This is a genomic window from Myxococcales bacterium (assembly GCA_016716835.1).
Taxonomy (GTDB): domain Bacteria; phylum Myxococcota_A; class Polyangia; order Haliangiales; family Haliangiaceae; genus JADJUW01.
The window spans coordinates 1,242,184-1,257,500 of the sequence record JADJUW010000001.1 but is presented as its reverse complement, the minus strand read 5'-3'; the positions used below and the strand labels follow the sequence as shown (position 1 = coordinate 1,257,500).

14 protein-coding genes (1 of these 14 running past the window's edge) are annotated in these 15,317 nt (G+C 65.7%); 8 read left to right on the top strand and 6 right to left on the bottom strand.

Going from position 1 to position 15,317, the window contains the following annotated elements:
- Window positions 1–359, bottom strand: the start of a protein-coding gene (locus IPL79_05620) for an ISL3 family transposase (protein MBK9070465.1). The gene continues 373 nt to the left of window position 1, outside the view; 359 of the gene's 732 nt are visible here — the first part of the coding sequence; it begins with the start codon at window positions 357–359; the stop codon falls past the left edge of the window.
- Between the two features lie 556 nt (window positions 360–915).
- Here IPL79_05620 and IPL79_05615 point away from each other — a divergent pair.
- Window positions 916–1,527, top strand: coding sequence for a glutaredoxin (locus IPL79_05615; protein MBK9070464.1), 612 nt, complete (start codon window positions 916–918; stop codon window positions 1,525–1,527).
- Window positions 1,528–1,893: 366 nt separating this feature from the next.
- Here the strand turns inward: IPL79_05615 and IPL79_05610 are convergent, their stop codons facing one another.
- From IPL79_05610 to IPL79_05600, 3 genes are read right to left on the bottom strand one after another with little or no spacing between them, the layout of a single operon-like run.
- Window positions 1,894–2,865, bottom strand: coding sequence for a tetratricopeptide repeat protein (locus tag IPL79_05610; protein MBK9070463.1), 972 nt, complete (start codon window positions 2,863–2,865; stop codon window positions 1,894–1,896).
- Window positions 2,866–2,871: 6 nt separating this feature from the next.
- A complete protein-coding gene (locus tag IPL79_05605; protein ID MBK9070462.1) occupies window positions 2,872–4,191 on the bottom strand; it encodes a hypothetical protein in 1,320 nt (439 codons plus the stop codon).
- The gene (locus IPL79_05600; GenBank protein MBK9070461.1) at window positions 4,188–5,291 is read right to left on the bottom strand and encodes a hypothetical protein; all 1,104 of its coding nucleotides are present in this window, start codon (window positions 5,289–5,291) and stop codon (window positions 4,188–4,190) included. Before IPL79_05600 ends, IPL79_05605 begins: the two co-directional genes overlap by 4 nt.
- A gap of 146 nt (window positions 5,292–5,437) precedes the next feature.
- Between IPL79_05600 and IPL79_05595 the strand changes: the two genes are divergently transcribed.
- Window positions 5,438–6,364: an FHA domain-containing protein gene (locus IPL79_05595; protein MBK9070460.1), complete on the top strand. Its 927-nt coding sequence runs from the start codon at window positions 5,438–5,440 to the stop codon at window positions 6,362–6,364.
- 316 nt (window positions 6,365–6,680) lie between these two features.
- Window positions 6,681–7,805 carry a serine/threonine protein kinase gene (locus tag IPL79_05590; GenBank protein ID MBK9070459.1) on the top strand — a complete coding sequence of 375 codons (1,125 nt, stop codon included), beginning with the start codon at window positions 6,681–6,683 and terminating at the stop codon, window positions 7,803–7,805.
- A 34-nt stretch (window positions 7,806–7,839) separates the two neighbouring features.
- Here IPL79_05590 and IPL79_05585 read toward each other — a convergent pair whose 3' ends face one another.
- On the bottom strand, window positions 7,840–9,519 hold the full coding sequence (locus IPL79_05585; protein MBK9070458.1) for a hypothetical protein: 1,680 nt from the start codon (window positions 9,517–9,519) through the stop codon (window positions 7,840–7,842).
- A gap of 139 nt (window positions 9,520–9,658) precedes the next feature.
- On the opposite strand from IPL79_05585, the gene IPL79_05580 reads away from it, so the two are divergent.
- Window positions 9,659–10,282, top strand: a complete 624-nt coding sequence (locus IPL79_05580) for a hypothetical protein (protein ID MBK9070457.1) — start codon at window positions 9,659–9,661, stop codon at window positions 10,280–10,282.
- Here the strand turns inward: IPL79_05580 and IPL79_05575 are convergent.
- On the bottom strand, window positions 10,269–11,633 hold the full coding sequence (locus IPL79_05575; protein MBK9070456.1) for a thioredoxin family protein: 1,365 nt from the start codon (window positions 11,631–11,633) through the stop codon (window positions 10,269–10,271). The genes IPL79_05580 and IPL79_05575 overlap by 14 nt on opposite strands.
- A gap of 111 nt (window positions 11,634–11,744) precedes the next feature.
- Here IPL79_05575 and IPL79_05570 point away from each other — a divergent pair, with 111 nt between their 5' ends.
- The 4 genes from IPL79_05570 to aroA are packed head-to-tail and all read left to right on the top strand — an operon-like array spanning window position 11,745 to window position 15,317.
- Window positions 11,745–12,212, top strand: a complete 468-nt coding sequence (locus IPL79_05570; GenBank protein MBK9070455.1) for a hypothetical protein — start codon at window positions 11,745–11,747, stop codon at window positions 12,210–12,212.
- Window positions 12,134–12,874 (top strand): aminotransferase class I/II-fold pyridoxal phosphate-dependent enzyme, encoded by a 741-nt coding sequence (locus tag IPL79_05565; protein ID MBK9070454.1) that lies wholly within the window; start codon window positions 12,134–12,136, stop codon window positions 12,872–12,874. The genes IPL79_05570 and IPL79_05565 overlap by 79 nt, the downstream gene beginning before the upstream one ends.
- A 31-nt stretch (window positions 12,875–12,905) precedes the next feature.
- On the top strand, window positions 12,906–13,904 hold the full coding sequence (locus IPL79_05560) for a hypothetical protein (protein ID MBK9070453.1): 999 nt from the start codon (window positions 12,906–12,908) through the stop codon (window positions 13,902–13,904).
- Window positions 13,905–13,922: 18 nt separating this feature from the next.
- Complete coding sequence (aroA, locus tag IPL79_05555; protein ID MBK9070452.1) at window positions 13,923–15,317, top strand: 3-phosphoshikimate 1-carboxyvinyltransferase; 1,395 nt, start codon at window positions 13,923–13,925, stop codon at window positions 15,315–15,317.

Here is a 15,317-nt window from a genome sequence, read left to right as displayed (position 1 = left end):
CGCAGGTTTTCGGGATGACGGCGCAAGAGCGACACCAGGCCGCGATGGCGACGCCCGACCGGATCGAGCTGGCGCCAGCTGTCGAGCATAGCGTGATTCACCAGGCGGATGACATGGAAGCGGTCCGCGACAATGAGCGCGCGAGGGAAGTGCTGGCGCACCAGCGAGCGATACGATTCGGCCAAATCCATTAGCACCACCGCCGTGCGCTCTTTGCCCGCCAACCGCGTCAAATACGGCCGTAGCGCTGCTTCTGAGCGACCCTGCACCACGTCGAAGACCCGGTGGGTCTGCAGGTCCACCAGGGTCGTGGCAAACCCATGCTTGCGCGAGAAGAAATGCTCGTCGATGCCCAGCACCGCGGCCGGTCGGCCCTGCTGGTGAGACCTTCTTGGCCAGCACGCGATGCACCCAGCGCTCCATCGTCGACCAGCTCCGCCGATAGCGCTCGCGCAGGTGCGACAGCGAGATGCCATGTTCGTGCTTATCGGTCACCTCGGTGCGAAACGCTTCCGTGATGCGCTGGTGCGGCAAGATGCCAGGCAGCCGCGTATGAAAATAGCGGCCGCACGCGCAGCGCCACTTATGTACCGTCACCACCAGCCACATGTGGCGATGCCCCGTCGACGTGCTGGCAACCGGCGCTGTCGGCGTTCTTTCTGCGGTGCGCGCCGCATTGCCCGCACGCCGGGCACCGCGGCGGCGCGGTACACCGCACATACAGCACCAGCGGCGTACCGCCTTCCGCGCGCTCAATTTCCAAATCAGGCACATCTAAGATAACGTCGCTCTTGGGCACGGGCGCCCCCTTTCTTTCACACCACCAGGGAGAATTCTCTCCCGGGAGGCGCCCGTGCCCCTACTTATGGGGAAGAGCCCTTGTGTCTGGCGGCGGCCGCCACTAGTTTGGCGCGCATGAGACCAAGGCTTGAGGCACTAAAACAGCGCGCCATCGCCGCCTTTGAGCTGGCCGATGAGAAGGGCGGCGATCTGCGAGATGAGTTGCTGCGGCGGGGCGGACGTGTGGCCGAGGCCTTGGCGAAGTGGCGGGCGCAGCGCAGGCGCTCTGAGGCGGCAGCGCCCGTCGAGGCGGCCTTCGTTGAACCACAGCGGTCCGCCGTCGCCACCAACGCGCTGCCACCGCTAGGTGAGCCGCAGCAGGCCGCCCAAGTCTTTGGCCGCACGACGTGCCCGTGGACGCAGCGCGCGCTCGATTTGCTTAAGAATCAGCAAGTCGACACAGCGTATGTCGATCTAACCGACGATGCCCAGGCGCTGCTTAAGGCGAGGCTCGAGGCCGACACCAAGCAATACACAGTGCCATACGTGTACCTGCGGGGGCAGTTTATCGGCGGCTACAACGCGCTGGCCGAGATCGAGCGCCTGGGCCAATTGCAGTGGCGCATCATGACCGAGGCGGAGCAGGCCGCGGCCCCGGCGCACTACAAGCGGGTCGAGGTCGTCGCGCGCCAAGGCGTGGACGAAATCGCGCCGGCCGAAAATGCCGAGCCCGCGATCCTCGAGTAAGTCTCATCGGGGCGGTGGTCAGCGGCGCGCGACCACATGCTTCGTCTCAGAGCTACAGCTGTTCGCTCTGCTCACGACGCCTTGCGCTCAGGAGGAACCGCGTGTCTACGTTTGGCGCCCGTGTGCCTTCGCGAAACGCTCTGATCCGAACATGTGTCGCGCACCGCTTCTGCGCTGTACTTCCCCGGCGCAAAGACCTACCGGCAGGTGGCGCACGTTTCTTCCGCGAGCATAGATTGCAGGGTGGTGGTCGTGCCGCGGAGGGGGGTGGATACCACAGCCGTCTCGCTGCGCCCCGGAGGGTCGCTATCTGCGAGCAGGAAGACACGTGCGCCCACCTGCCGGTCAGCGCAGACACGCCACCCACTAGTTTTCGGATGCCACGGCGCTTGCGACGGCACGCGCAAACGCGACTACCTCGGGCGCATCTGGCGCCACGGCGAGGGCCATCTCAAGTTGGTACTGCGCCGTTGGGATTTCGGCCGCGGTCAGGGCGTGGTGGCCGGTGTCGATGATTTCGGCGAGCGTGCTTCCCCCTTGCGGAGTCAGTGCGAACCGCTCTGCTGCGGTCTGATGATCGGCGTCGCGGCCGGCGGCAAGCGCAAGCCGTGCGGCGACGGCCCACGCGTGGGCGCATTGCGGCGAGTTCGGCGACACGGTGGCCGCGGTGACGGCCTCCTCATAGGCGCCCGCGACGTCGCCAAGCAGTTCGCTGGTGTGCGCGAGATCGAGCCACGCATCGATGTTTTCGGGCAACGCGGCCAGCACGTCTTCAAATTCATCGCGAGCCTTTTCGGCGTCGCCGGCCGCAAGCAAGGCGCGCGCGAGCCGCAGCCGCGGGCCCGGCGCCTTGGGGTCGCGCTTTAGTTGGGCGCGCGCCATCGGGGCATCGGGCGCCTGGTCGAGCCAGTCGACGTACTCGCCCTTGACGTCAAAGAGCAGCGCAAGCGCGTCGATGATGCCGTGGAGCCAGCGGTCGAGGCGTGTGCCGTCGAGCATCGGGGTGCCGCCGCCGTCGTCGCTTGCCTCGCCGCGCAAGATGGTGTTCTTGCCCGTTACCCATATGGTGTCGTCGCCGATGCTGGCAAAGCGCCAGCCCGGCGCATCGCGCGTAACCGCGCTCGGCGGTAAGATGATGAGTTCGGCCAAAAAGAGCTCGCCGCCGCCAAACACCAGGTAGAGTTCGACGAGGCTGCTCGGCCAGTCAAGCGGCACGTCGACGGTTGGCTCGGCAAGCTGATGCAGGCCACCGGGAGCTCGGTCTAGCTTGTCGGCGATGTTATCCCAGGCGCTGGCGCGCGCCTCGGCAAGCGGATGGCTGCCAGATGATTTGGCCATGCAACTCTATGGCGCCGCGACCGCGCCCGTGGCCGTTACGGGTTGGCCGTTTGCGTCGACGCCGACAAAGATCGCCGCATACGCCGTGCCGCTGGCAGCTAGCGGCATCTCAAGTTCGGCCTCGGCGTCCAGGGCCTTGATCGTAACGCTGCCCATGCGTGCACGCACGCCCGCGCTCGATTGGCTATAGACCTCGATCGTGCCCGCACCGAGGGCGACGCCCTGATTGCCGATGAGCGCGCCGTTGCTCATGGCCGTCACGTGGAGGCGGCCGCGAAATAGAAATTGTAGCGCACCGCGCGCGTAGGTTGAAACCAGCGGCAGGATGGCGCGCACCTGTTCAAGCCTGCATGCATCGTCGAGCCAGAAGGTGACGCGACCGACGGCGAGGCGATAATGTGCGAGGCAGACGCCATCGCTGTTGCGCAGGGTCGTGCCGGTTTCTTGGCTCGCGGCCATGAGTGACAACTGCGAAGGCAACCGTGGCGTGGCCAACGTGTCGTGCTGGTTGCGTGGCAGCGTATTTTCGGAATACCAAGTGCGGGCGGTGATCGCCGCGATCCCCGTCCCGGTGCTTTGTTGCTCAATCAGGCGGCGTAGCGAAAAGACTTCGACGCTCCCCGCGGGCGAGGGCACGCCCAAACGGCCAAACGCAAGCGTCGCGACGCGTTCGAGCCGGTTGGTGCGATCGCCAGGAGCCGCGAGCGCCTCGGTATGGGACTCGGCATCGCCCTTGGCGTGCGATGGCGAACCCATGTCAGCGATCAGATGAGTGATTGCTCCGGCAGCCAGTAACGCCGCCGCGAGATGCTGGCCTCGTTGCGCCGGACTGCTGGCGGTGACCGACGCGCCGAGCTGCGCATAAAAGGCCTGCTCCCCAAGCACGCTATCTTGTGAGATCCAGTCAATCGCGCTGATGCCATGCGAAGGCATGCCCGAGAGGCGCGCAGCGAAGCGGCTTAGCGACCAACCTGGGCCATGGAAATGATGCTGGGCGCTGCCGATGTCGGCGATAATAGCTCCCGCGACGAGCCAGCTGAGGGCAGGGGCTGCGCCTTTAGCGTCGAGAAAAACGCCAAGCGACGGCGAGATGCGGCGAATCATCGCGATCAGCGCGGGCTGAGCCGAATCGGCAATGGCGAGCGTCGTGTAGAGGCCCGCGTCCCACCCGGTGGCGACGAGCTGGCTGTGCAGCTCGCTATGCAGCGCGGCCTCTTCGGCAATGCCCGCGTGCGTCGCAGCTTCCCAGGCCGAGGCCTTGTCGGCAAGCGACATGGCGAGGCCCAGGGCCGCGAGGCCTGCGATCGAGCGTGCGGTGCGTTTCATGGCAGAACTCCCTGGCCCGATGCCGCGATTGGCAAGGCCTTGACGATGCGTTGGTGAGCGAGTTCCGCCAGCGCTGCGACCGCCGAGCCGTCGACACAAAGTGCATTGCCGCAGGTGAGCAGCACGACCAGGCCGCGGCTTGCGTCGAGAAAGCCCGCGCCTGCGATATCGCCTTCAGTGGCAGAGAAGGCTTGCGACGCTAGCCCGGTCAATTCCGTGCCCTTGAGGCGAGTCTTGAGTTCGAGGTAAAAAGCGGCGGCTTCAGGTCCGGCAAAGCGCCATTGGCGGATCGCAAGGTCGTAGCGATCGGGCCTGCCGACGGCTTGGAAATGCTGCGAGGAATAAATCTCGGTGTCAGGCTCGTCTTCAAGCGGGCCGGTTTCGAAGGTGCCGTCAAAGCCGGTTGCCGTCTTGATGTCGGCTTCTGCGATCAGCTGCGCGGCGATGACCAGCGTGCCGGCGAACGCGCGTGCACCCGCGGCGAGCGCCGTGCCATCGACGACGCGCTTCCCCGAAAGTTCCATCGCGGCGGCCTCAAATTCCCAGCGCGACAACGCCGTGAGCGCCTCGCCGCCGCCGAGGTAGCGAACATGGCGCGCATGCGAGTACCGATCGTTCCATCGCGTCAACGCGACCGCTAAGCCCGTCTGCACAAAATCGCGGCGAGATCCAAAATCTTCAAAGCGGCGGTCGCTGCGATAGGCGACATAGCCACGCTTATAAACGACCAACACGGCGTCAACTAGGCGCTTGCCGCGAGGTACGTTGATCGCGGCGATTTGATAGTCACCCGCCGCATCGCTCGAAACGACGCTGGTTTGACTCCCCGCCGGTTCGCTAAACCCGCCGGAGGCAAATTCCCACGTTACCTGGACGAGCGCTCCAGAAATGGGTTCGTCGGTGCTGGCATCCAGGACCTTGCCGGTAAAGGGGCCCGCCAGGCTGCCTGCGACGGTCTGCCCCGGCGAAAGCCGAAACGGTGCTGGCAGGCTCACACCGCGGTGCTGGCAGCCGCCAAGGGTGCCTATTACGAGGGCGAGCCCTGCGGCCATCCAAGGGCGCGGCACGCCGCGGGTGAACCAAGCAAGAAAGGGAGCCATACGCGTGCAGGGTCTTAACATGTAGGGGTCGCGCGTTGGATGGTGCGTGCGGTATATTTGGGCGGATGGATTGTCAGGCGTGCGGCGCGGCGGCCGTGGTAGGTGCGGTCAATTGCTGGCGTTGTGGGCGTGCGATAGGCGTGGCCGTGGGGCCCATAAATCACGAGACGCCAAACGCCGAAAAAGGGTTGCCTTGCGCAGGCTGCAACGCGCTAAACCCACGTGGCGCCCGATTTTGCAGCACGTGCGGCTATGCGTTGACCGCGCGGCTGGCCGAGCCTCCGCCGGCGATTGCATCGGCTTGCCCGAAGTGCCATGCGCTTGCCTTGGCGACGACCATGTTTTGTCAGCAATGTGGCTTCAAGATCCCGCGGGCTGCCGCCGCCCAACGCGTGCAGGAGCCGCTGGGTGCGCGTGCGGGTGCCGCCGCGTGGGGACGCATTGTGCTCGTTCACCGCGATGGCAGCGATGGCGACGTGACGATGCTTGCGGCTGACGTCGTGACGATCGGTCGCGTGGACGCCGATCTCCGCTTTGCAGACGACAAGTTTTTGGCGCCGCAGCACGCGCGTCTTGAACGCCGAAGGGAGGGCGTCTTTTTGCTGCCGCTGGATGCCGTCAATGGGGTGTATCGCCGCGTGCAAGGCGTTGAACGCTTGCTTCCCGGCGCGATGCTGCTGCTCGGTCGCGAGGTCATGCGCTTTGAAGAGGTCGATGGTGACCTCTTGCAAGCGCCCGCGCTCGTGCAGCAGGTGCTGCTGTTTGGGTCGCCGCCTCGCAGGCCATGGGGCCGCCTGCAGCAGGTGACGATGGCGGGGCCGGTAGGAGATGTGAGGTATCTCCATGGCGCGGAGGTGGTCATCGGCCGCGAGGAAGGCGCCATCGTCTTCCCTGACGATCCCTTTATGTCGCGTCGCCACGCGATGTTGCGGCCATGGGAGCGCGGCGGTGAGCTCGTCGATCTCGGGAGCTCAAACGGCAGCTACGTGCGCATTCAATCGCCGTGGCTTATTCCAGCCGTCGCACACTTGCGCTTGGGCGATCAGCTTTTGCGTGTGGAACTGCTCGCATAAGCACCTATATTGACGCAAAAAAGCCTGCGGCCGTGCTGCACACGGGCCCCGCATCAGTAACAATGTTGGCATGGCGTGTTGGAAATGCCGGCTTGTGCTGGAGCCGGGAGCAAGGTTTTGCCCCAATTGCGGCACAGACCAACGCCCCGAGGTTGGCCCGCCAGTGGCGGCCGCTTCACCCATGGGCGCCGCGAGATCGGCGCCTAGCCCAGCCGCGCCGGCGCGGTCGCCCATTCCGCTTGCGCACGCTCAGCCCGCCCGCCCGCCGAGCCTAAGCGGTCCACCCGCTGGGTCGCTGCCACCGCAGCTTCGGCAGATGAGCGGACGCTCAGCGCCGCCCGCGGATCCATTTTTGGGTGTGACGCTTAACGGTCGGTTTCGTATTGACGCCAAGCTCGGCGAAGGCGGTTTTGGCGCGGTGTATCGCGGCGTTCAATTGGCCAGTGGCCGCCAGGTCGCGATCAAGGTGCTGCAACCGGGCCTCTCGCACGACGAAAATCTGGTGGCTCGCTTCGAACGCGAAGGCCAGGTGCTTTGCAACTTGCGCGACGCGCACACGATCACCACGTACGATTTTGACCGCACCAGCGACGGCACGATGTACATCGCCATGGAGCTGCTTAGCGGCCGCAATCTGCAAGATGTGTTCGAGAAAGATGCGCCCGTGCCGTGGCGCCGCATGCTGACAATTTTGCGCCAGATCTGCAGCTCGCTGAGCGAGGCGCACGCGCTAGGCGTCGTGCACCGCGACCTCAAGCCTGAAAATATTCAACTTGAACAACGGCCGGGCCAGCCCGAATTCGTCAAGGTGCTCGACTTTGGCATCGCCAAGGTGCTGCGCGGCGAAAACAATCAGATCGGCTCGCCGCAATTGACCGCGACCGGGCAGACGCTGGGGACGCTCGAATACATGTCACCCGAACAGCTCATGGGCAAGCAACTGGACGGGCGCAGCGACGTTTACGCGCTGGGCGTCGTCTCCTTTGAGCTGATGACAGGCCGCTTGCCGTTTCCCAACGCCAAAGGGCCAGCGCAACTGATTACGGCGCAGCTTAAAGAAACGCCGGTCGCGCCGTCGGTGGCCAATCCAAGCGCCGGCATCCCCGCCGCAGTCGATCGCCTGGTGCTGACGATGATCGCCAAGGATCGCGACGGACGCTTTGCCGACGTCGATGCGCTCGCGGCGGCGATCGATGCCTTGCTCGCGCAGGCCCATGCCCCAGCGCCCGTAGCGCCCCCGGTTGCGGCGGCGCCAACTGCCGCGGCGTTTGGTTCGGCGCCTGCCCCAGCGCCAAGGGCAGCCGCGCCCAACATCGCGCCGCGCGCGTATCTCCCACCAACTGAGGCCATTGTGCTGGCGCCCAAGCGATCGTGGGGGCTGGCGGTATTTTTGCTCGTGCTGGTCTCGGCCGCCATAGCCGCCGCCGTCCTATTTAAATAACAAGTAGGCCGCGTCTGAGCGTTTCCTGCGGCCGCTACGGGTGTGCCACTAGCGCGCGCGTTTGTTCCAGCGCTTCCAGATTGTCAGGACGCGACAACTCCCAGCGCAGCAGCAACGCGTCGGCGACGTCGCGTTGGGCGCGATCCGCGACGGCGAGGCAGGTCTCGAGCACGGCCGGCACCTTGGGTGCCAAGCGCAACGCTTGATCGGCCACGAGCCGCGCCGCCGCTGGGTGCCGGGGATACATCGCGCGCGCGCGCCTAACCGCGGCCAACGCGACGCGCACCAGCCGTGCCTCCGCAACCGGTGGTAACTCAAAGCCGTGCGCGGCCGCGGGCATCGCGGCTGCCGCGACCACCGCGTCGCGCATCGTCGGCACCTCAATGCCATGCCATCGCCCGCGCGATGCGTCCTCGGCAACCCACAGCATCATGCTGCCCGGGTCGAAAACCACGCTAAGCCAGGCCTCGGGGTCATAGACCGCGGCGCGGTGACCCGCGGGCAGGGGTTGCTTGTCGACGCCCGCGCGGTCTGACAGCCGCTGCGCGAATGCTTTGGCATCTTCAAAATTGTCGGCAAGCAGCGCGGCCATGCGTTGCTGGCGCGCGGCAACGGGAAACACGCGAAAGCCGCGGTCATTGTCGCTATCATCGCGCAGCGAGCCAATCAGGCCATCGCCGTAGACGGGGCCTTCGGCGCGCTTGACCCATTCGCTGCGGCCGCGGGCGCGTTCAAATAGTCCAATGCGGGCACTGCGCGTATCGTAGACCACGAGCGCCAAGGCCGTTGTGCCCTCGGCCCCCGAGACGATGCGCCAGGCATCATCGATGGAACCCGCCGTTTGCAAGACCTGGCGAAGCAAGGTCGTCGAGGGCCGGCCCACCTCGCGGCCGCGAGCGCGGATACGCGCGACGTGCAGCACGACAAAGAGGCCCTCGCGATTAGCGCCGGCGACGCCGCCCACGAGCCCAGGCGTGGCAAGCTCGACATAGGGATACCCGATCGAGGGCCTCACCAAGCGGACCAGCGGACGCCACGCGTGGCCACCATCCGGCAGGCCGGGATATGCCAATTGCGTAGCCAGCAGCGTAGATGAACTCGTCTTCTTGATCGCGGTGAGCGAACGCGCGATCCATTTGCTAGGCGCCTGGAGGCTTTCAGCGGTCACCGTCCCGTGGTCAAGCGCGAACTGGCTGCGCACTAGATCGCCATAGATATCATCGCGATCGTCGTTCGTCCGCTGTGCGATCGCTGTTGCGATCGACGCCAGGAAGAGCCGTTCGTTGCCGGCGAGCTGCTCGTCGAGATTGCGCATCGCCCAAGGGATCGACCGCCGCGCGCTAAGCCATGCCAACCACGAACGCGCGAGCTCGCTGCGCGCCGCCACGTCGGCGAGCCCGCGCGCGCGCGTGGCGAGCATGTCGTCGACGATGTAGCCTTCGAGGCTGCCGCTGGCCACGGGCTCGCCGTCACCGTCAATAATCGGCAGCGTACCCGCATAATAGAGGCGACTGTTGCCGAGCACGGTCTCGAGGCCACCGGTGCCATCGATGTGGGTGCGTGGCGCCGGCGTGCGCACGGCGGGTACCTTGTAACGCGTCGCCTCGGTGAACAAGACGGCGATGAGCGCGCCGATCGCTACCACGACGGCCAGCGGCGCAATCGCACGCGCCACCACCGAGCGAGTTCGGCTACCAATGGTGATCGCTGCCACCTGCCGCTTATACGGGTGCGAGTTATTTAAGGTCAAGGTGCCTGGCAAGGGTGGGTGTAAGTGGGCCCAAATTATTCGCGAACGCGTGCTCGCAGCGGGTCTTTGCGGTCTGCTAGCCTAGTGAGTGGGGGACTAGGATATGAGGCAGGTTAGTCGCAAGATTTTAATGTTCGCGTGCGGCCTGGTTGCGGTGCTGGCCACGTTGCCTGCGCGCGAGGCCTGGGCCGATCTGGTGAGCGTGCGGCTCGAGTTGCACGGTGGGGTTGCGCGAGGCAAAGGGCTCTCAGGCGAACGCAAGACCGAGGCGTTTGCCGAGAACGCGCCGCGCAACACCGCCGGCGTCGTCGTCGGCGCTGAGGTCGCGTTTCTCGATGTCTGGATCTCGCACGATCAATTTCGCGGCGACAATCGCACGGCGACATGGACCGCGGCGGGACTTGGGTTTGATATTGAGCTGCCGCTCGGTGACAAGTTGTACGCGTCGGCGGGGATTGCCGGTGGCCTTGGCCTGGGCACCGGACAGCAAGTCAATCCGCCGCTCGATGCCGCCCAGGTCAGTGACAAGGGGGCCTTTGGCGAGGCCAAGGCCGAGCTCGGCATTAAGCTGGGCGCAGGGTTTCGCCTTGGCATCGCGGTGCCATTTACCTATGGCTATTATCTCAAGACGGGCGATGGCGACGTCGCCAACGACATGACGACGCATTACACGGCGTCGCAGCTGCAGGGGCTGGTTACGCTAGGCTGGAAGTTTAAGGCGATTTAGCCGCGCCCGCGGTTGGCGGCGCGATGTGCGCGGCGCGCTGCACGATGGGCAAGATGTTTGCCGGCGACATCGCGGCGGAAATACGCGCGAGTTCAACACCATTCGTGCTGACGAATACCACCGCCGGCAGCTCCTTAGCGCCATAGCGCGTCTGGCGCTCTTGGTCGGCTTCGGTGTCGTTGGTCACGTCGAACTTGAGCGTAATAAAATTGTCGGTGATCGCGGCGTAGACCTCTGGCGCCGCAAACGCCAATTCGAGCTCGGTGCAGGGTAGGCACCACGTCGCAGAGAAGTCGACCATCACGCCCTTGCCCTGCGCGCGCGCCGCCGCGAACGCAGCCGCCTCGTCGTATTGCCAGGGCAGCTTTTGCTTGGGCGTCAAGGTCCATTGCATGGCGATGGTGGCGCCAAGCGTTACAAGCAAGATGCCGGCCGCCTTGCGCAGCCGGATCAGCGGCGCTTCGGCAAAGCTTTTGTGGACGGCGCCGAGCAGCAGGCCAAGCGCGATCATGATGGCGGCGGCGATCAACCATGACATATCCGCGTTGATCCACTGATCCAGCGGCACCAGCGTGCGCGCAAAATAGATCGCCGCAACCAGCAACATGATGCCGCCCAGCGACTTCACGTATTCCATCCAGCGGCCGCTCTTGGGCAGCGCGATCGAAAACACGGCGATGAACCAAAACAGGACGCCCATGCCCAGCGCATAGACAAATAGCAAGGAACCGCCGGCAAACACGTTCTTGGTCGTCGAGACAAAGCCCAAGATGCCCGCCAAAAAAGGGCCCGTGCACGGCGCGGCGGTGAGGCCGCCCACCAGGCCCATGAGGAACGCGCCCAGCGGGCCAGCGCCCCCCACGTTATTGAGCTTTGCTTGCAACCCCGCGGGGAGATTGAGCTCAAAGGCGCCAAACAGCGAGAGCGCAAGCGCGACGTAGAGCAGGGCGATGGGTATGACGACCCAGGGGCTAGCAAGGAGGCTACCCTGGCTGATGCTGATCAGCGCGACGACGATGCCGAGCACGCTGTAGGTGGCACAAATGCCAAGGACATAACATGTGGCAACGAACATGGCGCGGCGGCGGCTGACGTTGGCGCCGCGCGCGCCAAAAATGCCTACGATGATTGGGATCATCGGATAGACGCAAGGCGTAAGCGAGGTCAGCACGCCGAACACGAAGGCCATCAGGTACGCCCAGTGCCAGCCTTGCGCGAGGTAGGTGCCAAAGGCATCCGCGTGTGCCGCCTGCGGGATCCATGAGGCGATCACTAAGGCGAGGGCGAGCGTGCGCAAAAAGTGCGCGCCGGGGGGGCGGGTGCGTTGCGGTGAAGGTAAGCCCTGTGCCATCTCGTCGCCTCTTCTCGTTATGGTCGAGCCCTCTCGGGTTGGCAAGGCGCGGCACGGATTTTGCGCGACCGCGGCACTGCCCGGACGCTGGCGCAATGCTACGGTGGCCGGATGACGACGTCAGCATGGTCTGGGGCCCACGGCATCGTGGCGCCCGTGCATGTGCGGCATTTGGAGGCCTACCAGCCTGGCAAGCCCATTGAAGAGCTGGAGCGCGAACTCGGCATTTCGGGGGTGCTCAAGGTCGCGTCGAATGAAAATCCCCTCGGCCCCTCGCCGCGCGCCACGGCGGCACTGCTCGACCATGTTAGCCGCTTGCATTTGTATCCAGACGCGGGTGGGTGGGAATTGCGCCGCGGCCTAGCGCGCATGCTCGGGGTGGATTTGACGTGGCTGGCGCTGGGCAACGGTTCAAATGATTTGCTCTATCAGCTGGTGCTCGCGACGTGCGAGCCCGACCATGAAGTGCTGTCGCATGCCGCGGCATTTTGTCATATCGCTTGTCGGCGCAGGTTGCCGGGAGAAAGTTTGTCGCCGCAAAAACGACCGTTGATCTCGCGCTCGACACCGATGCGCTGATCGCCGCGATCACGCCGCGCACGCGGCTCATCTTGCTCGGCTCGCCGAACAATCCCACCGGCTCGGTGGTGAGCGATGCGGAGGCCCGGCGCGTGCTCGCCGCCATGCCAGCCGATTGCCTGCTCGTGCTCGACGAGGCGTATTTTGAATACGCCCAGGCGTGGCCGGAATTCTCACGCGCGGATGGCCTTGCCCTCCTGCGCAGCGATCCCCGCGTCGTCGTGTTGCGTACGTTCTCTAAGATCTATGGGCTGGCGGGACTTCGGGTCGGTTATGCCATCGCCGCGCCTGGCGTGATCGAACTGCTCGGCCGCGTCACGCGCACGTTCCACGTCGGCACGTTGGCGCAGGCCGCGGCCTTGGCGGCGCTGGGCGACACAGAATTCGTCGCGCGCTCACAAGCCGTCGCGCGGCAGGCGGTCGAGGCCTACCGCGATCAGCTGCAGCTCGCAGGCAGCACGGTCTATCGTTCGGCCGCAAATTTCGTGTTGGTGAATCTCGGCAGGCCCGCCGAGCCGATCTATCAGGCGTTGCTTAAAAAAGGCGTGATTGTTAGGCCGATGGCGGCGTGGGGGCTCCCAACGTGCATTCGAATTTCTGCCGCGCTTCCCTCAGACGTTTTACGAGTCATCGCGGCGGTGCATGATGTGGTCGGGTCGTAAGGTGCTTTGGCCGTGGGCGATACGGGTGGGGATGGCCGCGCTATGCGGCGTCGTCGCCCTCGCGTCGGCGTGCCACGCACGCAAGTCACCGGCCGCGGCGCGGCGCGAGGCGGCCGCAGCGCCGCTGACGGCTGATGAACGCGTGGTTGCGCTCTTGCCGGCCGGCGCGCAACTTGTGATTGAGTTCGACATGAAGCGGCTGCGCGCGCATCCGTTGCTTGGCGATTTGTGGGGCACGGTCGCCGAGGTGCTCAAAAGCGTGGGCACCTCGAAGGCCTTGACGGCGCCAGGGCTTGGCGCGGCCTTTGACCCCGTGCTTGACGCCGATCTGCTCGTGGTGGGCGCCTACGACATTGGCTCGCCTGCCGCACGCACGGTGACGTTGTCGCGAGGCTCGGTGGCGCCACCAGGCGGCATCTTGGTCGCAGAAGGCATCTATGCGGTCGGGCCCGACGGCATGGTCGGCGAGATGATCGCGCGCGCCACGGCGCCAGGCACCTTGCCCGCGGCGTTTCGCGCGTTGCGACAAGCGCCGATGCCCGCCGGCGCGACCGGCGCGATCATGCGCGCCACGGGCCGTTGGCCCAAGACGTCGGCGATCGACTTGCAAGGATTTCTCGGCACCTCGGTCGTGCCAACCGACGTCGCGCTTTGGTTTGACGCCGTCGACGATGCGGCCTTGGTGGTGCATGCGCATATCGACGATGAACTCGCGCGGTCGACGTTCGTCAGCTCGTTGCAAGCCGCCGCGGCTGCCATGGCCACCGCGCCATGGGCGCGCGGCCTGATGTTGTCTAAGGCCCTGGCCTCGGCAAAAGTGGGGCAACGCGATGCGGACGTGATCATGGTGATCCTGGTGGGCCCGAGGCGGCTCACCCAGGTCGCGATCGCGATGCGCAAGCAATTGGCGCTATGGCAGCTCGCCGTAAAAACAAGTGCCCAGGCGCCAACGACCGCGCCCGCGGCGATGCCAACGCCACCGGCGGCGCCAAGTGTTCCCGCCGCCACGCCGGTACCGAGCACGCCATAACTTTGCTACAGTCTGCCGATGCAAACGTATGTCGTGACGCCGCTGACGGCGCGCCCTGGCCCCGCGTTGGCTGGCAACGTGCTGGTGCCGGGTGATAAGTCGATTGGGCACCGCGCCCTGATGTTTGCGGCCTTGTGTGAAGCGCCGGTTACCGTGACCGGGCTTGGCCAAGGCGCCGACAATGGCCGCACCGCCAAAGCCATGATTCAACTCGGCGCCACCATCGAGCGCGTCGGCGAAGATATGGTGGTGTCGCCGGTTGGCCTGGCGCGCTTGACGGCTCCTGGCACGATCGACTGTGGCAATTCGGGCACGACGATGCGCCTGCTCGCAGGCTTGCTCGGCGGCTTGCCATTTGCGACGACGCTCATCGGCGATGCGTCGCTGAGCAATCGCCCCATGGCACGTGTGGCGACGCCGGTGCGCGCGCTGGGTGGTGTGGTGAATGGCGAGGTTCGCAACGGCGACCTCTTTGCACCACTGGTCGTGGGCGGCCCCGAGGCGGCTCCGCGCGCGGCGCAGCTTGACCTTACGGTCGCCTCAGCACAGGTCAAGAGCGCGGCGGTGCTGGCGGCCTTGTTCGCCGAGGGCGTCACAACGATCGTGGAGCACGCGCCCACGCGCGATCACACCGAGCGCATGCTTGCCGCCATGGGGGCCCCGATTGCCGTCCGCGACGGCGTAATTACCGTGGACACACGCGGTTGGTCGCGTGCGCTGACGCAGGCGCGCATCGACGTCCCGCGCGATCCTTCCGCGTCGGCATTTTTTGTCGTCGCCGCGCTAATCGCTCGGGCCGCGGACGTGACGTGTGCCGATATTTGCGTCAATCCGACGCGCATCGGCTTTCTCGACGCGATCGCCGCGATGGGCGGCCAGGTGGAACGTCACGGCCTGCGCCATGTCAGCGGCGAACCCGTGGCGGATCTGCGCGTCGGGCACGGCGAATCGGCAAGCCTTCATGGCGCGACGCTGCGCGGGGAGCTCGTCGTGCGCGCGATCGACGAAATTCCGGTGTTGGCGGTGCTCGCGGCGCGTGCGGCCGGCACCACCGTGATCGCTGACGCCGAAGAGTTGCGCGTCAAGGAATCTGATCGCATCGCCACCACCTGCGCCATGCTGCGCGCGTTTGGCGTGCACGTTGAAGAGCGGCCTGACGGCATGGTGATCACGGGCCAGCCAGACACGCCGCTGCGCGCCGCACAAATCCATGCCCACGGCGATCATCGCATCGCGATGGCGGCAGCGATTGGCGCGCTGGTCGCCGATGGCCCAACGACAATCGACGATTGCGATAACGTGGCGACGTCGTTTCCCTCCTTTGTGGCGGTACTTCGCCAGCTAGGCGCGGCCTTGGAGGTTCGGCATTCAGACGCGGTGGCCACGGCGCCATCGCGCGCGCAGGACGACTAG